Origin of the sequence: Methanohalophilus sp. DAL1 (assembly GCF_001683555.1) — an archaeon.
In the GTDB taxonomy this organism is placed as follows: domain Archaea; phylum Halobacteriota; class Methanosarcinia; order Methanosarcinales; family Methanosarcinaceae; genus Methanohalophilus; species Methanohalophilus euhalobius.
This window is the reverse complement of the sequence record NZ_MAFX01000009.1, coordinates 22552-41374: the sequence shown is the minus strand read 5'-3', so window position 1 is coordinate 41374 and position 18823 is coordinate 22552. Positions and strand designations below refer to the sequence as shown.

The following is an 18823-nucleotide window of genomic DNA, read 5'->3' as shown; positions in this document are numbered from 1 at the left end:
CGGTGAGACTGTTCTGTTAGATTCAGACCTGCAAATGCCTTCTACTTCATGGTGGGACTTCTGACATAAAAATGTATTAATCAAAAAAAAAGCACAGTATGCAAAATATAATGACTGATTGCTCAATCATATGAGTTATTGAATGTATAAGACTTTTCAGGAAAGGAAAATTGAGGATTTGATATGAGTTATAACATGTATGTACCTACCAGAACTTTGTTCGGTGCAGGTCAATTAAATAATCTGCATGAGCAGAAAATGCCTGGCAAAAAAGCTATGATCGTTATCTCTAAAGGCAAGTCAATAAGAGAGAACGGCTATCTTGCAAGGACTGAATAGCAGCTGAAACTGGCAGGTGTAGAAACAGTAGTTTTCGATAAAGTTGAAGCAAACCCTTTAAGATCAACAGTTATGGTTGGCGGTGCTTTTGTAAAAGAGAACAATTGTGACTTTATTGTTGCTTTGGGTGGTGGAAGCTGTATGGACGCAGCAAAGGCAATTGCTGTAATAGCTACCAATGAAGGTGATTATTGGGACTATATTCCTTCTGGTAGCGGAAAAGGAATGCCCTTAAAGAACAGCCCTCTGCCGGTCATAGCCATTACAACTACAGCCGGAACAGGTTCAGAGACCGATTCGGGTACAGTGATCACTCACGAAGAAAAGCATGAAAAGACCGGGTTTGTACATGAGGAACTGTTCCCGGTCCTGGCTATTGTCGATCCTGAGCTTATGCTGACCGTACCACCGAAGTTTACCGCATACCAGGGATTTGATGCATTATTCCACAGTGTTGAAGGGTACGTTTCCAATGGTGCCAATCTTATGAGCGACATGTATGCCATCACCGCAATTGAGAATATCGCAAAAAATCTTGCAAAAACTGTGAAGAATGGGAATGATCTGGATGCACGTGAAAAGGTTGCTTTCGGGAATACACTTTCCGGTACAGTGATGTGCGTAGGTATTCTCACCAGTCAGCATTCACTGGAACATGCAATGTCAGCCTATCATCAGGAACTTCCGCATGGTGCAGGTCTTATCATGATCAGCAAAGCGTATTTTACTCATTTTATTGACAAGCATGTCTGTGATGACAGGTTCGTACAAATGGCAAAGGTCATGGGAATGGAGGATGCCAAAGAGCCGATGGATTTCATCAAAATGCTGGTGAAATTGCAGGAAGACTGTGGAGTTGCAGACCTCAGGATGTCCGATTACGGTATCACACCGGACGAATTCAAAACAATGGCTAAGAACGCAAAGGATACTATGGGCTTTTTGTTTACATGTGACAGGACCGAACTTAGTATTGATGACTGTGTTGCCATCTATGAGGCTTCCTACAAGTAAGGATTCTCAACTCATTATTTTTTACAACTGAACAATTATCAGAATAAAATCGGCTCTAAATTCTTTTTGGCATCGTCTATGAGTGATCGCAATCCGCTTTTGGGAATGGCACATGTCTGAATAATGCAAAAATGTTATAGTATAAATCATGGGTTAATATGTTCTTGATTATTTTCAGAGAGACTAATCATTACTTTTGGATTTATGCTGGACAATTTGTTGATTAAAGGAGAGTCATTAGAGCATGGTCAGCAACATAGGATGGTTCATGACCGAGTATCAATTTGGCGTCGTCTGTGAGTGATTGGTCAATCAAAGCAAATATATACTAGCAAATCCATTTATGACTGACTGTTCAGTCACCCGCAGTTTTATTATCTTGTGCAATTCAAAACCTAAGGAGAACTAGAATGTTATACAGAAAAATGCCAAAGAACACAGACGAGCTTTCAATTCTTGGATTCGGATGCATGCGCCTCGCTTCAAAAGAAGACGGTAGTATAGATGAAGAAAGGGCAACTAAGCAGCTGCGCTATGCGATCGATCAGGGAGTGAACTATGTTGATACTGCATGGCCATACCACATGGGAGCAAGCGAGCCATTCCTGGGTCGTGCTCTTGCTGACGGATACCGCGAAAAAGTGAAAATCGCAACAAAGCTCCCTTCATTCCTTATAGAAACGAGAGAGGATATGGATAAGTACCTGAATGCCCAGCTTGAGAAACTGAACACCGATCATATTGACTATTATCTCTTACATTCTCTTGTTGGTGACCTGTGGGACAGTATTGAAAAATTAGGTGTAGCTGATTTCCTTGACAAAGCCAAAGCTGATGGTCGCATTATAAATGCAGGTTTTTCTTTTCACGGAGCATCAAAGGATTTCAATCGCATAGTAGATGCTTATAACTGGGACTTCTGCCAGATCCAGTACAACTATCTGGATGAAATGAACCAGGCAGGTAAAGAGGGTCTGAAATATGCAGCTTCTAAAAATCTTGGTGTTATAGTAATGGAACCTCTTCGTGGAGGAACCCTTACAAAAACTGTACCACAAGATGTGGAAGAAATATGGAATGAGGCACCAAAGAAAAGATCACCTGCTGAATGGGCTCTTCGCTGGGTATGGAACCATCCGGAAGTTACTGTGGTTCTTTCCGGTATGAACGAAGAAGCCCATATTGAAGAGAATCTCAGGGTTGCAGGAGAAGCACATCCAAATTCACTTACAGAAGAAGAACTACAACTTGTGAAAAGAGTGGAAAATAAATACCGTGAATTGATGAAGGTAGAATGTACCGGTTGTCAATATTGCATGCCTTGCCCGTCAGGTGTGAATATTCCAGTTTGTTTTGATCTGTACAACAACCTTTACCTGGAGGATGATCCCGAAACAGTAAGACTTATGTATGCTGCACGTTTAGGCGGTGCTGTTGGTGCAGGTAGAGGCGGTTTTGCATCCCTTTGTATCCAGTGTGGACAATGTCTTGATAAATGCCCACAGCATATTGACATACCAAATATTCTTGATTCCGTAGTTAGCGAACTTGAAGGGTCCGATCTTGAGCAGAGGATTGCCATGGCAAAGGAGATGTTTAATGGAGATGTTTAAGCATGTGTAAAACAGCATAAATTATCTGCCACAAAAATACAACAAGGAATATTGTTTCAGGTTCTTTACTGAAATACCAGACAATATTCCGTTTTTATTTATTCATTATTTCGTGAACTTTGAATTATTATTTTTTTTAGTAAAGGGGTTATCACATGGAACTCACAGATCTCTTCAAAGATGTCAAAGATGGAAAAATAGATATTGAGACTGCGGAACAGCATGCACGTGGTCTTGGTTTTGTATCCTACTCCGATATAGCAAAAATTGATTCTCACAGGAAATGCAGAACGGGAGTTGTCGAGGCTGTTCTTGCCGATTGTAAAGAGCCTGATGATGTTGTGGAAATTGCAAGGGTCATGGTTTCACAGAGCAAGCGAGCCCTTATCACTCGTGTATCTGAAAAACATTTTGAAGCCCTGAGGGCGGCATTCCGCGAAGATGAGTTTGAATGGAACAGCCGATCCCGTACGGTTGTGGTCCATGATGGCACTCATGCACCCGCAACCGGTGGAGTTGTAGGTATCATTTCCGCAGGCACGGCAGATATTCCAGCCGCAGAAGAGGCAAAGGTTGTGGCTTCTGAGATGGGATGTGAAACTGTTACCGTATACGATGTAGGGGTTGCAGGAATCCACAGGTTAGTTCCCGAACTTCAGAATTTGAAATCGAAGAATCCTGGGGCTATAGTAGTTGCAGCCGGAAGGGAAGGCACACTTCCCACAATAATTTCAGGACTTGTTGATGTGCCTGTGATAGGTCTTCCTGTTTCCACAGGATATGGTGCAGGTGGCAAAGGAGAAGCTGCTCTGATGTCAATGCTCCAGTCCTGTTCCACACTTGCAGTCGTAAATATCGATGCAGGTTTTGTTGCAGGTGCATATGCGGCGAGGATAGCGAACATGATCGCATCCGCAGGAGCAGGATGTAAACAAGAACAGGAATAAAAATTATGAGATCACTAATATTCAATCCTTTTTCCGGAGCCGCTGGAGATATGATCCTTGGATGTACTCTGGACCTCGGAGCTGACAGGCAAGCCCTAAAAGAACTTATAGAAGCCTCTGCTCCTGTTTCTGTGGATATAAGGGAAGTAGTGAAAAAAGGAATAAAAGCTATTGATGTCAAGATCAATGTACCTGAAAGAGAACATTCACGCACATATCCAGAACTTTTAGACACGATAAAGGAGGCAAAACTGCCTCCCAGGGTGGAGGCAAGTGCCCTTGATATCTTTTTAAAGATGGCAGAAGCTGAAAGCTTGATTCATAGAGTAGATGATCTTGAGAAACTTCATTTCCATGAGGTAGGCCAGAGTGATGCACTTGTAGATGTCATCGGGTCTTCGGCAGCTATTCATTCTCTTGGATGTGATTCTGTTTACTGCACTCCTATCAATGTGGGAAGCGGTACAATAGAATGCGCACACGGGACCCTGCCTGTACCAGCTCCGGCTACACTTGAGGTGCTCAGGAAAGGAAAACTCTATTTCAGAGGTGGGAATGAGCAAAAAGAACTTCTGACTCCCACAGGAGCTGCGATCCTTTCTCACTTTGCAAGACCTGTGGAGACTTTTCCCCAGGGCAGGGTAATTTCAACAGGGTATGGAGCTGGAGATGCCGAGCTTAGAGGACCAAACGTGCTCCAGGGAGTGATTTCTGAGCTGTATTCCGGCCTGGTCCCGGATATGATAGAAGTACTTGAGACAAATGCTGACGATGTAAGTGGAGAAGTGTTGGGTAACCTGTTCGAGGAATTGCTTGCTATGGGAGCAAGGGATGTTGCAATCGTTCCGGCAACAATGAAAAAAGGCCGCCCAGCCCATATTATCAAGGTCATTGCAAAGCCTGAGGATACTGCAAAACTCGCACGGAAGATCATTATCGAGACTGGGTCCCTAGGAGTACGGGTAATACCAACCCGGCACAGGTTAATGGCTGACAGAAGGATAGAGTCACTTAAATTTGAAATTGAAGGGGAAATCTATGAAACCGCGGTGAAGATTGCCAGGGATTCAGAAGGTGTCCTGCTCAATATCTCTGCTGAGTTCGAGGATTGTAAAGTGATTGCTAAAACAAGTGGTATCCCTGTAAAGGAAGTTATAAAATGGGCAGAGGAGGCAGCAAGAAAGCTCTTCTCTTGATATTTCCAAAAAGCTTCGTTAATAAAAACCAATGAATTTGATTACCCAATTACTTTTGAGTGATTACTCAATCAGGCATAAAGGTAACAGATTGATTTGTCTTAAAAACAAGGATTCAATCAAAGATTAATGAGAATAGAATCAAGCTAATAATTCAAAAATGCGGGAGGAGTTTAATGTTATACAGGAAAATGCCAAAGAACGGGGATGAACTTTCAATAATCGGTTTTGGAACCATGCGCCTTCCGACCCATAGATAATTGAAAGATTAGATCTTCAGCTACAGGCATAGCTATATCGATAAAGTTTAAGTAATCATTTGACAGATTATTAAATCATAGATTTAATGGGAGTATCAGATTTTCATTCTGGAATAAATCACATACATTCCTTTTATTTTTATTCATACCCATATATTTTTACTATGAGTTTTTACATTTTTTATTATTGAATGCTCCAACCTGTTCTTTTAATATTTTTTTGCAGATTAAAAGTTAATTTGTTTGAGATTATAAAATGTCGGCTCTGTTGATGTACACCCCACCGTTAAGGGTCAGTGAAGCAATTAATGTTAAGGTCAAAGATATAAAAATTGAAAATACAAGCCCCGAAGTCCAAACCTGTCGCTATGCTTAATAAATTAGAAAATCAAATATGTAGTTGGAATTGGAGGTGAATAACAGATGAGACATGGGGAATTTTATAAGAATAATGAGACTGGCAAAGTTGGGAAGATTGTAGAAACAAATCCACTGGCAATTTTCTTAAAAATAGCTGGTAATTTTGTCGAATTTGAAAGGGATATATTTTTGGATTATTGGTCCAGAGTCAAGGGAGAATCGGAATACGAAATGGAACTTATTCTATTATATGATGAAATATGCCAGATCGCAAACAAGCAGAATGTGGACACTAAAAAATTAATCGCCGATTTAAATCGCCTGTCTACAAAACAAAATCCTGCTTAACTTTTTTGAATCGATTTTTAATCAGTTCTTTTAATTGAAATTGGTCGATTGAATGTCCATATTCAATATTGACAATTGTCCAGTGTATAGCGCAGGGGTCTATGTTTAACCCCTTTTACCTTTGTAGGTCCTTCATTTTTCATACCGATTTTTTTAGCAACTTTCCTGGAAGCAATGTTATCCTCATGCGAAAAAGCGATGAACTGCTTGCAATCCAGTTTGCGGCAAGCGTGATGCAAGAATATTTGGATAGCCTCGGTTGCAAATCCCCGGTTCCAGTGTTTTGGTAAAATGGACCAGTAAACCTGCTAAGCTCCCTTATCCGGGTCAGGAAGCATTCCAACAGAACCGACAAATTCATCACTGCTCTTTTTTGCAACAGTATAGGCATAGACCTGATCTGGTTCATCGTAGTTTTTCATCGTTTTACGGAAAAACCTGCGAGTATCTTTATAGGATGCAGGTTTTTGGCTGAAGAAAAAATATTTTGTAGCTTTATCATTTGAAATAAACCTGTGAAAACCAGTAAAATCTTTCTCCTCCAGCGGCCTTATGACAAGCCTTTTGGATTCTATGATTTCATGTATTCTTGCTGGCATGGATATACACATGGTTCAAAGACTTATGTATTTTACCGTTGCTGATATCAAAGAAAATTATATTGCAATGTTTGGAATTTGGCGAAAAACTAATGAAATAGATTATTGATTATATTACATGAGCTTTGATAACCCTGGCTTTTTTGAAAAGTTGCGAATGGAAGTGCTCTGGAACCGTCTGGGAAGTTTCCGCTATAAGCAATATATTCAGGGTCTACAGTTGAAAGGTGATGAAAATATTCTGGATTTTGGATGCGGAGGAGGCGCTGTTTCAAAGCATATAGCAAACGCCCTTTCAGACAGCGGCAATCTGGTTTGCATTGACACCTCTGCTTTCTGGCTGGAGAAAGCAAAAAAACGGATGAAGGACTTTTCCAACGTTGAGTTTATCTGTGAAAAGATCGAAGATGCAGATCTGCCTGATAATTATTTTGATTCCGTTTTCATTCATTTTGTCCTCCATGATATTGAGGAAAAGGACAGACAGGAAATATTAAACTCCCTTGCAGGCAAACTTAAGGGAACCGGTCTTGTCTACATCCGGGAGCCAACCAAGCATGATCATGGCCTGTCCCCTGTAGAAATTGTAGAACATATGAAAAAAGCAGGTCTTTCAGAACTTTCCGGCAGGCATGGGGAGTATTTCAGATGGCCACATTATACCGGTGTTTTCCGTAAGTAAGAAGTAAATTTATGCCTGTGATATGAAAATACACAGGCAGGAATGTTGGTAATCAGTCGAGCAATTCTTTTCCGGCAGTTTTTGCCTCATCCATTAATTCAGTGTTATCTTTGACTGCTCCGGGCTCATAGTATCCGGTACCAAGCAATGTATTCTTGATTTCCATTCCGAAAAACTGGTTCATCAGCCCTCCCAATTCTTCAAATACCGGTTTGTACTGATTCTTTTCGGGGAACCCCTGGGAACCCACCAATACAAGTTTTTTACCGGCATTGATACGCGGAGAGAAATCCGGATTAATCAGGGAATATAACCTGTCTATGAATGAGCGTGCCTGTCCGGTAAATTGGCCGAAATAAATGGGTGAGCCAAAAACAATACCATCAGCATCAATGATTGCATCCAGAGCTTTTTCCATATCATCATCGAGTTTGCATCTTTCATGGACTTTACAGTAGCCGCATGCCTGACATCCCGTAAAATCCATCGCATTGATGTTGAATTTCCTGACATCTGCACCGTTCTCAGAGGCACCGTCAAGAACTTGCTGTACAAGTACATCTGTATTCCCATCTTTACGTGGGCTTCCTACAAAACCTACAACTTTCATTGTTCCACATCCATCTGGCTTTAATAATTATTTTCAATTTCTTTTAGAAACATAATATGATGTGTAAGTATGTGTTTATATACTTAAGTTTTATCACATACTTCTGTTTAACATGTAACTATAAGTTTTTCACCTCCAGAAAATGCTGGATTATCTTTTTAAGTAACAGTACCCATCTTATTATATCAAAAACTATCGAATATCAGGGAGTGTCAATATGGGAGTAGAAGATGTAATGAAAGAGGTCTCTGAGGAACTTGAGAGACTGGTCAGCACTAAAACCGTTGTAGGGGAAGCTATGGAAGCAGGTGGAAAAACTATCATACCCATCAGCAAAGTATCCTTTGGTTTTGGTAGCGGTGGCGGTGAAGGTAAGAAAAGTGCAACCGAATCGAGCTTTGGTGGCGGCGGCGGTGCAGGTGCAAAAATAGATCCTGTTGCATTTCTTGTTATATCTGAAGAAGACGTAAAGTTGTTGCGTGTATCCGGCAAAGGCGATATTGATAAGGTCATTGAAGCAGTTCCGGAACTAATCGGGAAATTCAAAGGAATGAAAGGGAATAAGCATGCCTCTGACAGACCTGAAGAAGTAAAAGACGAGTCAGATAATGAGGAAAAAGACTAACCTGTTTCCGTTAGGAGACGGGCAATTTAAGTATCCGGGTCTATGTGGCCTATGATTATTTTTTCTGTAATTTTGCTGCTTTTGGTAGTGGCAATTTTATTCCTTTTTGTCGCATTTGATGTAACATTCAGGTTTACATTAGAAAGAAACAGTTACAAAACAAACCTGAAAATAACCTGGTTGGGAATCTCCAGAAATATCAAACCTTCCAGCAATAAAAAAAATGAAGAACAAGAGGATGAAATTAAAACAGATCGTTCGGTAAAATACAATCCAACGATTGTAAATGATCTGTCATCGTATTCTTCTATTTTCTTTGAGATAAAAAATCCCCTCTTCAGGTTTGTATCAGATATCTTAAAAGCTATCCATTTTCGTTCTCTTTCTCTTGATATGAGATATGGTTTTGATGATCCCGCATATACAGGCATTCTGTGTGGATTTTTACATGCGGCTCTTGGAATAGTTAAGCGCAGTTGCCCTCAATGTAATTATCAGATTGTTCCCTGTTTTAATAATGAATTTTTAGAAATAGATGCCTCTGGAAGTTTTCGTATCAGGCTGTACAGATTTATGCCGGGATTACTACGGTTTTTTTCCAAAAAGGTTGTGATCAAAAACCTGTGGATATCTTTGAAGAATAAATATTGACCCATTAAATGCCAAAATTTAAGCAGCATATTTATAATTCTACAGGACACATTATTTTGTAATGGACATTAAGGGGGATTATGTGAAAAAGACAATGATTGTACTTGAAATCCTGTTGAGCCGATTTTTGGTAATAGGTTGTACAGATTACGGCAATGATGACGAAACTGCCAGGAAGGCACATCATCAGTAACTGGGGCTGATGTATATTAACTGATATTTTTTCTTATTTTTGTACAACTAATTACTTATTTATTAATATACGAAAACATAATTTTATAACAGAAGATATTCAGAGGTAGATTATGATAAATTTACAGGAATTTGCAGATTCATGTATCGAATGTAACAAATGTCTTGATGTATGTCCTGTTACAAAAGTTACGGGTAATGATTCTTTTACGCCCCGGGCTAAAATATCCCTGCTTGACCGTATTGAAGCAGGAAAAGAACTTACAGAAGACGAAATGAACAATGTGTATCTTTCGACACGCTGTGGTGCCTGCGATGATGTCTGTCCTGTGGACATTCCAATCACGGATATTATACAGAGGGAAAGACAACTGCTCGCAGAGCAGGGCAGGGAACCGGAGAAAACCGGAAAGATCTGTCAGAACATTCTTGTAAATAATGTGCCGGGACATATGGACGATGCTCATCGTTTTGACTGGGTAACCAATGATCTGGTAATCGCTGAAAAATCAGAAATTGCTTACATGGGTGGCTGCTGGGCATCCTTTGCTCAGCCGGAGATTGCACGCTCAACGATCCGATTACTGAATGCTGCAGATATCAAACCCATGTTACTTAAAGAGGAAAAATGCTGTGGCCTTTTCCTGATTGATAACGGTCATCTGGATGAAGCTGCAGAACATGCACGTAAATATGTGGATTACATCGAATCACAGGGAATAAAAAAACTGGTAGTCTCATGTCCGGGATGTTACGAGGTCATCGGGAAAGAGTATGCAAAATTAGGCAAAAAACCGGAATTCAAAGTGGTATTTTCTCTTGACCTCTTCAGTGAGCTTGTCAGGGAAGGCAGACTGCAGCCACGTAAGACCACAGGTACGGTTTCTCTGAGGGATGCATGTCCCATGAGGAAAGAAAAGAATGTTCCCAGACAATTGATCTCAGCTATGGGATATTCCATAAAAGAACTGTTTGAAGGTACGGTTTGTTGTGGTGCACCGGCAGGTGTCAAACCCAATTTCCCGGAAATTTCCGGTAAGATAGCAAATCTAACCCTTGAAAACCTTCAGGAAGGCAAGACACTTGTAAGCTACTGTCCCTTTTGCCAGTATCATCTGGAAAGTGTTTCAGGAGAACCAAAACCAGCGATAAAAGACATCTCTACGTTACTTGCAGAACAAACACTTTAAAATCATTCAATCTGAAAAATTTTCAGCATATTGGTCCCTCCCGGCTTACCGGGAGACTGGCCTTCTGTGAATACTATAAGATCACCCACCGATGCTATCTGATTTTCTTTCAGCAATGTAGAGGCAGTTTGTTCCCAGCTGCCACCTTTATTCGGGGAATATATAGGATAAACCCCATATGAAAGGGCAAGGGTTTCACATATTTCCTGGCTTCTGCTCATAGCGAATATCCAGCAATCGGGTTTAAATCGGGAAATCCTGCGCGGAGTCTGGCCGGAAATGGTGGGTGTTACAGTGTGGTCTACTTTCAAACGTTTGATGGCCTGGTAAACCTGCAGGGCAATAACATCACTAACTGACATGGTAAGTTCATCAATGCCTTTTGTAAGCAATTCAGTTCCCCAGCCAGTTTCATTCCTCCATTTTTCGGTCCTTGAAGCGATTCCAGTCATCATCAACACGGTTTCAATCGGGTATTTTCCGACTGCCGTTTCCCCGGATAACATCAGGGCATCGGTTCCGTCAAGTATTGCATTGGACACATCAGTGGCCTCTGCACGTGTCGGACGAATATTTTCTGTCATTGACTCAAGCATATGTGTTGCAGTAATGACAGGTTTGCCCCGCAGGTTTGCCTTATGTATAATCTCTTTTTGCAAAACCGGCACTTGCTGGATCGGAGTTTCCACTCCCAGATCCCCTCTTGCAAGCATTATGGCATCGGTATGCTCAAGAATATCATTTATGTTTTTTACCGCTTCTTCCCTTTCTATTTTTGCCACGACATAAATGGACTCACCATGCTGCTGGGCAAATTGTCGCAACTTTTCAATATCAGATGCACTTTCTACAAATGAGAGGCTGAATATGTTTACTCCTTCCTCCAGGGCAAACTTCATGAATCTCAGGTCATCATCCGTAACAGCATCCAGAAAGATCCGGGAGCCTGGCAAATTCACTCCTTTGTGGGATGTGAGATAACCCCCGATTTCAACCTTGCATTCTACCCCTTTATCGGTATTACCCAGACATCTAAGCTGGATAAAACCATCATTGAGAAATACATTGCTACCCGGGCTTACACTCTCATAAAGCCTTTTGTAATTTACCGGTATGATGTTTTTCCCACCATCTATATCCAGAGGGGTAAGATAAACAGTATCTCCCTTTTCAAGAGTTAAAGGTTCATTTTCCAGGTCTCCAACCCTTATTCTGGGGCCCGGCAGGTCTGCAAGGATTGCCACAGTTACTCCCAACTCAGTTGATAAACTACGTATCCTTTGGATAACTTCCCTGTGTTTTTCCAGATCACCATGAGAAAAATTAATCCTGGCTACATTCATCCCCTTAAGTATCAATTGCCTGAGTACGGGTTCGGGACTGGAAGCCGGGCCAATCGTGCATACAATTTTGGTACGGTGATCTGGTAGTTTCATATTTATACTCATGTGTTTGTAGGAAGGGTAACCATTACTTTTCTTCCTTTTTGGATGTAGTTCCCTTGCACCATTCTTTCATCTCGCGGTCAGTTTCTGTTGCTTCCTGTTCATCACCGCTTACAAGTTCACACCAGTCATCGATTTCCTCATCAGCAGTTTCCCCCGGCTCTTCTTCTTTTTTCTTAATCTGTTTTGGTTCATTTGATGGTGTAGGCATATAATCACTCATTTTGTGTCCTGTCCTTTTGTACAAGTATAGCATCCTCTATATTAAGGCGTGCAGTATACTCATCAATATTTATGACAGTGCTCTTTTTTATTTCTATCCTTCTGGAATATAAGGGACAGTCAAGAACAAAACTTTCAAATTCTCCTCCTTCTCCGGCGACATTCAGCCCTATTTTATCATTTAGTTTTACCAGTTCATCGATCTCATTTTTGGTAATTTCTTTACCCAGCCACTTGTTGTTTAAACCATAAGCTGCTATGCTACTGAATAGAAAATGAAATTTTTCTTCCAGCAATTTGTGCATTTCTTCTTCCTGGTCCATATGCCATAGAGGTGAATACACATACATTCCGAGTTCTGAACAGATACCTTCTATTCGCTCTTTCTGGTAAGTTGAATACAGGGCACCGGTTACAACTCCTTCGGTCCCATATTCTTTTTTTGCCTTCTCGATTGCTTTTTTCAAATCATCAAGCTCAACTTCCTTTTCCCCTGCTGTCTCCTGTTCAAGAAGGGGAATCCCCATGGCTTCGGATTGCAGGGATGCCATATTGATATTGGGTGTATGGAACATATAGGAATCCGGATTTTTGCTTTTTACTGTTATCAGGCATTCGATCGGATATCCTGCCTCTTTCATTTTGTACATTGCAAAGTGACTATCTTTTCCCGAACTGAACAGTACTCCAAGTTTGGGTTTGTAATTTTTTTCCATGTTCTTCAGATAATCCGTTTTATTTTTATAACCAGTTCGTTTTGCAAGTTTTTCGATAGCCCTGTCAAACTTGCTCCCATACTGGGCAGCCTTTTTATTCCTGAGTGCAAATTCTGCAGGAATTCCAGCCCTTTCAGCCACCTGGCGCAGTATCATCTTATTGCCTTTTTCATTAAGCTTAAGGGCAGCAGGGATTCCCAGAGCGTATTCTGCAACGTGCCTGTTCAGAAAAGGGGAGCGTAAGTCCAGCTCCAGTTCGGATGCAATCAAACCGTCCCGATAAGTATCTTTTAGATGGATGTTGAGTGTATCCTTCAGACATTCACTGTTCAGGTCAGTTGCTTTTTTGTGCCTGTTATAGCCACCGAACATTTCATCTGCCCCACTACCTGTAAAAAGAACGTTGATCCCATCCTCTTTTGCTGCCCGACCTGCTATATAAGTTGGCAGGGCAACCCCCGCCATGGGTACACTTGTAGTTTCTATCAGGGGAACGATTTTTTTTAGGATTTCTTCTGTTTCCTCGAGAGATACTTCAATAATTTTCAGAGGCAACTCCAGCTCGTTTGCTATTTTTCGTGCATGCTGTACATCGGGTGCTTGTATCTCATTCTCAAGTCCTGCTACATAGCAACAGATATCTTGCTTGCTATATTTTTTGCACAGCATGCTTACAAGTGTGGAATCCACACCTCCGGAAAACAAAATTCCTATCCTGGAAGGAGGAAGACACCTGCTTACAGATTCTCCAAGCAGCCGATATAATTCTTCTATGATTTCATCAGGTTGCTTTGTTGCAGGTTCAACTGATGGTTTCAGTTCATAGGTACTGTATGTATGTAATGTTCCCTCTTCGGTATCATAACTAGGGGTACTTCGCGGGTCAACTTTTTCAATATTATAGTAACCAGTCATTTCAAGATATTTTTTTTCAGATGCAACTGCAAAGCCATTTTCTGTAGAATACCATAGAGATTTCACTCCTAGCACATCAGTTGCACAGGTAATCCACTTATTGCTTCTTGTTATGAAAGCAAAACCACCAATTAAGTCTCTCTTTAAATCTTCGATATACAGTCCCGGATCTTGCAGTTTCCCATTATCATCTTTCAGGAGAGTGTCCAGTTTCTCTGCAAGGACATGAGATTTACTTTCACATAAACCATTATCTACAATAGTTATAGCTGATTTTTTATTTCCATTTGTATTGGATTTTCCTTGTATTTTCATTACTAAATGATTTGCAGTGGGCATTATAATTTCAGTTTGTCCTTTCCCGATTTTATTAATGATGTTACTTTTTGTTGCAATACCCATATGGGGGTTGAATATTGAAATTAGCTTTTGCATCATGTGAAGTAATACCTGTCCACTTATTATTTCTTGTCCATGTAATTGGTAAACGTTGTCTTTGTTTATCTGAATAAGCAGAAGACTCCTCCCCTAAGGGAGGAGATGAATGCGTCTTTTTGTTGTTTTGGTACAAAGTATAAATAGTGTCAAAGGCATACGTGAATATAAGTTCAAAGAATGAAGCAGGAAGCACCATGCGTAAGCGTGGTGTAGTTCACATACTTCTTCTAACAAATGAAATCTACAGAGATAATAATAGCAATCAGATATGTTTACAGAGCTTTGGTACTATAATGTGATACCTGTGAGGGAGTGTTTAAAAATGAAATATATTATTTTTACCGATCTTGATGGTACGTTGATCGATCATGATACCTATTCATATGAAGCTGCCCTTGATGCAATAAAATTGCTTGCTCAAAAGGACATTCCCCTGATTATCTGTACCAGTAAGACCCGCGCTGAAATAGAGGTTTATGTTAAGGAACTAAATATTCATCATCCTTTTATTTCTGAAAATGGGGGGGCTATTTTCATCCCCCGTGGCTATTTCAATGTAGATTATGAGTATACAAGCGAAAATGAGGATTATGAAATAATTGAACTTGGAACCCGCTATGAAGAGCTTCGCAGGGTACTTTCGATTATTCGAGATCGTACCTCTCTCCCAATTACTGGTTTTGGTGACCTTAACGCTGAAGAGGTAAGTGAGGATACGGGTCTTGGCATTGAATCTGCAACACTTGCCAAAGAAAGGGAATATGATGAAGCCTTTAAAATGGAAGATGATTCAGGAACAGAACTGCTCAAAGAGCACATTCTTGCGCAGGGGTTGAATTTCACCAGAGGCGGAAGATACTGGCATTTGATGGGAGATAATGATAAAGGAATGGCAGTTTCGATATTGACTGAATTATACAGGAAAATTCATCCCTCTGTGGTAAGTGTGGGGTTGGGAGATAGTCAGAATGACCTGCCCATGTTACAGACGGTGGATGTGGCTTTCCTTGTCCAGAAACCAGATGGTAAACATGATCCTTCCATAGAGGATGATGATATAAACAGGGTTGAAGGCATAGGGCCTGAGGGATGGAACCGTGCAATTATTAAATTAATCGGATCTAATGAGAACAGAGATATAGTTTGATCTTAGAACAGGGGGAATTATTGTGATACGACTTGAAAATATGCTTCCCAAGGCTTTTCTTGTGGGCATTATAGAAATGGTGGATATGGTAGGGCCGGAAAAGACTTACCACTGGATTGAATCCATTGGTTATAGGCTTGCTGAGATTGAAGGTCCAGGATTTGAGGGTGCAAGGGACGACAACATAAACTATTTGCCTGTATGCCCATTTGGCAATGACCTTGTAGAATTTATAGAAATATATGGGGAAAGGCCAGAAGAATACCAGCAACTAATCGATTTTGTCAGGAATCAGAAACACCAATCTGAAGAAGGCTGGAACTATCCTGCACTTTCCAGTGCCGTGGGTATATTGCATAATAGCTATAGTAAAAGACGTGCTGAGCTGGCAGGTGCCAAACTCCTTCATCTGGGTAGCAAATCACCTGTAAGTAATACAAAAGAATATAATGAGCAGGCTATTGCTAGGTCCGGCATCTCTAAGGATGAAGTTTCCGGCTATCTTGATAAATCGTTTTCCGTATTTAAAATCGAATATCCTGAAGAGGAGTGATCCTATTGAATTATCTGGAAGCCCACAGGCTTTATGAAAACAGTGTCAAGATTCTCAGTGAAAATCAGCATGAAAAGGGTGGATTTTATGCAAGTCCTCCCGGTACAAGATATCCTTTCATCTATCCGAGGGATCATTCGATGGATATCCTTGGTGCAATAGATGCTGACCTTATGGACCAGGCCCGCAGAGGGCTCGAATTTATATTGAATGCGCAAAAGCCTCTGGGTGAGTTTTCCCAGCGGTATGATATAGACGGCAATGATGCAAGTTACAAGGATTTGCAGATAGACGGAAACGGTCTTATCCTTTATGCGCTGGGGAAGTATTTCGAGGCCACAGGTGGCTCATTTTTTGATAAGATGGCTGATAAGAAGTTCATCGAAGAATACTGGCCCATTGTCGAAAAAGCAGTCGGTTTTATCCTGATGAATAAAAATGAAGAAGTTGATCTTATTCATACGGTTAACAGTATTCATGAATATCCGGCTTATGAGCATGGTTTTGAGATTTATGCCAATTGTGCATGCTGTGCGGGTGTATTGGAAGCTGTGAAGATGGGCGAGGCCCTGGGCAAGGACGTCTCAAAGTGGAAGGAAGAAGGAGGAAAGGTCAGGAATGCCATCATGACACGACTCTACAGTCCCCGAAGGCGTTCTTTTATAAAATGTATCCGTGTGAAGGATAAGAGCAGTAATCCAATAGGTTATGATGCATTTGCCTCCAGTGTTATTGATGTGGATGCTGTGGAATATGCACCTGCTTATTTCGGCCTTCTCCCGGATTCGGATGTCAAGATAAAGTCTACTGTAAAACGAATTCATGATAATTTATGGGATAAGGAAATTGGCGGCCTGAACCGTTACCCTGAACACTGGGATCGGAATAATGGTGGCTATGGCCCCTGGTGTCATTTTACCTGTGAGCTTGCAAACCATTTCATAAATATTGATCAAAAAGAAATGGCAGAAATGTATCTGGGATGGGTGGTTGATATGGCTCATGAGTACCAGTTGCCTGAACATATATCAACTATAGAACGGTTTGAGTTGTGGCTGGAGGATTATACCAATGCCAAAATTCTCAGGGACAGCAAGATGAAAATGATAGAACATGTCCGTGCTCACCCCAAGTGGAAGGATGGACTTGCATATGTCACGACTCCTCTGATCTGGCCCCATGCCGAATATATCCGGGCCTATAAAAATTACATGAATAAGTACGACTGATTTTTTCTGGCAAATTGCTGCGAAGCCGTCATTTTAGGCCCGCAGCAATTGCACGCACAGGAAGCACTTCCCAATTATACGATTTTATTTTTCCGGGAAGAATTCAATAGCCTGGGCAAGTTCCCTGTGATTTTTGGCATAATCCCTGATATCGATTCCCTGCAGGTAGGCATCACATGCCTGTACCAGTGCTTTGGCTCCTGATCGTGTTCCTTCCGGATGTGCATGTACTCCTGATCCCATGGTCGTGATGAAATCAACGTTACCCATTACATCGATGAAAGGCTTCAGCCTGACGGGGTTCAATCCTCCGGAAACAATTGGACAACATTTTTTCATGCCTCTCCAGCTGTCTTTTTCCAGGATGACATGATGGGCTATGTCTTCATTCACAAGCTATATAGCATCCTTATCCGTTTCCATGATCTTGGCCCAGCTCTGTTCGAAGAAATGGCCATGTGAACTCAGGTACTGAATACCGTGGGCTGCAACTACATCTTCCTCTGGAGTTCCTTTCATTTTTCCGACTCCTGCAGTACCCGTGTGGATGCCGGAGGCGCCTGCCAGACGTGCGAATTTAGACAGTACCAGCACGGAAAAACCTATGGGATTCTCTGGGCGTGTGAAGGCACCATGGGCAGCCCTGTGGAAATGCAGGAAAACATCGGGATACCGCCTTCTGATTGTCTGGATAGCCATCCATCCGGCGGTAATACCATCGATGAGGAAAGCATAACTTCCAGGCTCAAACCCTGCATTCCTGATCATTTCGCAGCGCTCGATCATGGTGTCAAAGTCCGGTGCCGAGACATTGAATGAATGGACTTTTTTCTTTCCCGTTTCCTCTACTGCCTTGTCCATGGCTTCTTTTACATGCTTTACCATCTTGTCGTAGGGACAGAAGTCCTGATTGGCCTGTGGTTCGTCATTCTTGACAAAATCCCCGCCGCCTGCCCAGAAGTCATAGCAGACTTCAGCATATTCGGCAGAGGTCAACCCCATCTTGGGTTTTACGATGGTACCGAGAATTGGCCTGTCGTAAACTCCGAGATAACTGCGCATGTCATCGACTGTGAAACCGGGGCCGTCATATTGTTCAAGCATTGAGGGAGGAAACCAGACATCCAGCAGTTTGAGGGCAGATATTTCTTTCATTCCCAGGACGTTTCCCACGATATAGGTCAGGATGTTCTGTACATTGCCTCCCCTGTCAAATAGTCTCCAGGGATAGGCTATCCACACAAGTTCTCTTTCCAGATCCATCTGATAGACCAGGGCATTCATGACCTTTGAGAACTTCGTCTCGGTATTTACCCTGAAATTCGTACCAGTTGATGATTCCGCTGCGATTTCAGCAGCTGCCTGTAGCATATTCATCTCCCCTCCGGGAACAAGCCTGAAAACAGTAAGCAGGTATTCACCGTTGGTCGGGTCGGGCAATTCGAGGTTCACATAACCTTGCTGTTTGGGATTCAATGACTGGACTAACTCTTCAATAGTTGAGCTCATGGTAAGAATAACAGTTTGTAATG

The 18823-nt window shown here is 41.5% G+C and carries 18 protein-coding genes and 2 pseudogenes; 14 read left to right on the top strand and 6 right to left on the bottom strand.

The window, feature by feature from the left end; all coding sequences use genetic code 11:
- Positions 1-183: 183 nt before the first annotated feature.
- From A9957_RS02590 to A9957_RS02565, 6 genes are all read left to right on the top strand, one after another.
- Positions 184-339, top strand: a complete 156-nt coding sequence (locus A9957_RS02590) for a hypothetical protein (RefSeq protein ID WP_207891981.1) — start codon at positions 184-186, stop codon at positions 337-339.
- 3 nt (positions 340-342) lie between these two features.
- On the top strand, positions 343-1353 hold the full coding sequence (locus A9957_RS02585) for an iron-containing alcohol dehydrogenase (RefSeq protein ID WP_367121683.1): 1011 nt from the start codon (positions 343-345) through the stop codon (positions 1351-1353).
- Positions 1354-1763: 410 nt separating this feature from the next.
- Positions 1764-2966 (top strand): aldo/keto reductase, encoded by a 1203-nt coding sequence (locus A9957_RS02580; RefSeq protein ID WP_096711428.1) that lies wholly within the window; start codon positions 1764-1766, stop codon positions 2964-2966.
- A 155-nt stretch (positions 2967-3121) separates the two neighbouring features.
- Positions 3122-3913, top strand: coding sequence for a nickel pincer cofactor biosynthesis protein LarB (larB, locus tag A9957_RS02575; RefSeq protein WP_292343081.1), 792 nt, complete (start codon positions 3122-3124; stop codon positions 3911-3913).
- Positions 3914-3918: 5 nt separating this feature from the next.
- Positions 3919-5109 (top strand): nickel pincer cofactor biosynthesis protein LarC, encoded by a 1191-nt coding sequence (gene larC, locus A9957_RS02570; RefSeq protein ID WP_096711426.1) that lies wholly within the window; start codon positions 3919-3921, stop codon positions 5107-5109.
- A 683-nt stretch (positions 5110-5792) separates the two neighbouring features.
- Complete coding sequence (locus A9957_RS02565) at positions 5793-6077, top strand: hypothetical protein (RefSeq protein ID WP_096711425.1); 285 nt, start codon at positions 5793-5795, stop codon at positions 6075-6077.
- 62 nt (positions 6078-6139) lie between these two features.
- Here A9957_RS02565 and A9957_RS02560 read toward each other — a convergent pair.
- A pseudogene (locus tag A9957_RS02560) lies at positions 6140-6676 on the bottom strand (GNAT family N-acetyltransferase).
- Positions 6677-6794: 118 nt separating this feature from the next.
- On the opposite strand from A9957_RS02560, the gene A9957_RS02555 reads away from it, so the two are divergent.
- Complete coding sequence (locus A9957_RS02555; RefSeq protein ID WP_292343080.1) at positions 6795-7358, top strand: class I SAM-dependent methyltransferase; 564 nt, start codon at positions 6795-6797, stop codon at positions 7356-7358.
- A 52-nt stretch (positions 7359-7410) separates the two neighbouring features.
- Here A9957_RS02555 and A9957_RS02550 read toward each other — a convergent pair whose 3' ends face one another.
- On the bottom strand, positions 7411-7968 hold the full coding sequence (locus A9957_RS02550) for a flavodoxin family protein (protein ID WP_096711421.1): 558 nt from the start codon (positions 7966-7968) through the stop codon (positions 7411-7413).
- A gap of 217 nt (positions 7969-8185) precedes the next feature.
- On the opposite strand from A9957_RS02550, the gene A9957_RS02545 reads away from it, so the two are divergent.
- The 4 genes from A9957_RS02545 (at position 8186) to A9957_RS02530 (ending at position 10626) form a co-directional block, all read left to right on the top strand.
- Complete coding sequence (locus A9957_RS02545) at positions 8186-8593, top strand: GerW family sporulation protein (protein ID WP_096711420.1); 408 nt, start codon at positions 8186-8188, stop codon at positions 8591-8593.
- A gap of 87 nt (positions 8594-8680) precedes the next feature.
- Complete coding sequence (locus A9957_RS02540; protein WP_258082543.1) at positions 8681-9244, top strand: DUF2953 domain-containing protein; 564 nt, start codon at positions 8681-8683, stop codon at positions 9242-9244.
- A gap of 61 nt (positions 9245-9305) precedes the next feature.
- Complete coding sequence (locus A9957_RS02535; RefSeq protein WP_258082533.1) at positions 9306-9437, top strand: hypothetical protein; 132 nt, start codon at positions 9306-9308, stop codon at positions 9435-9437.
- Between the two features lie 112 nt (positions 9438-9549).
- Positions 9550-10626: a (Fe-S)-binding protein gene (locus A9957_RS02530; RefSeq protein ID WP_105460066.1), complete on the top strand. Its 1077-nt coding sequence runs from the start codon at positions 9550-9552 to the stop codon at positions 10624-10626.
- Between the two features lie 2 nt (positions 10627-10628).
- On the opposite strand, the gene pyk is transcribed toward A9957_RS02530, so the two are convergent.
- The 3 genes from pyk to A9957_RS02515 are packed head-to-tail and all read right to left on the bottom strand — an operon-like array spanning position 10629 to position 14239.
- A complete protein-coding gene (gene pyk / locus A9957_RS02525) occupies positions 10629-12062 on the bottom strand; it encodes a pyruvate kinase (protein ID WP_096711417.1) in 1434 nt (477 codons plus the stop codon).
- Between the two features lie 34 nt (positions 12063-12096).
- On the bottom strand, positions 12097-12294 hold the full coding sequence (locus tag A9957_RS02520; RefSeq protein WP_096711416.1) for a hypothetical protein: 198 nt from the start codon (positions 12292-12294) through the stop codon (positions 12097-12099).
- Positions 12287-14239 (bottom strand): diphthine--ammonia ligase, encoded by a 1953-nt coding sequence (locus A9957_RS02515; protein ID WP_164908991.1) that lies wholly within the window; start codon positions 14237-14239, stop codon positions 12287-12289. The genes A9957_RS02520 and A9957_RS02515 overlap by 8 nt, the downstream gene beginning before the upstream one ends.
- A gap of 445 nt (positions 14240-14684) precedes the next feature.
- Between A9957_RS02515 and mpgP the strand changes: the two genes are divergently transcribed.
- The 3 genes from mpgP to A9957_RS02500 are packed head-to-tail and all read left to right on the top strand — an operon-like array spanning position 14685 to position 17291.
- Positions 14685-15509 (top strand): mannosyl-3-phosphoglycerate phosphatase, encoded by an 825-nt coding sequence (gene mpgP / locus A9957_RS02510; protein ID WP_105460069.1) that lies wholly within the window; start codon positions 14685-14687, stop codon positions 15507-15509.
- A 22-nt stretch (positions 15510-15531) separates the two neighbouring features.
- Positions 15532-16062, top strand: coding sequence for a hypothetical protein (locus A9957_RS02505; RefSeq protein WP_096711413.1), 531 nt, complete (start codon positions 15532-15534; stop codon positions 16060-16062).
- Positions 16063-16067: 5 nt separating this feature from the next.
- A complete protein-coding gene (locus tag A9957_RS02500; protein ID WP_096711412.1) occupies positions 16068-17291 on the top strand; it encodes a glycoside hydrolase family 15 protein in 1224 nt (407 codons plus the stop codon).
- Between the two features lie 84 nt (positions 17292-17375).
- Here the strand turns inward: A9957_RS02500 and A9957_RS02495 are convergent.
- Positions 17376-18800: pseudogene (locus A9957_RS02495) on the bottom strand (ribulose-bisphosphate carboxylase).
- Positions 18801-18823: the final 23 nt, after the last annotated feature.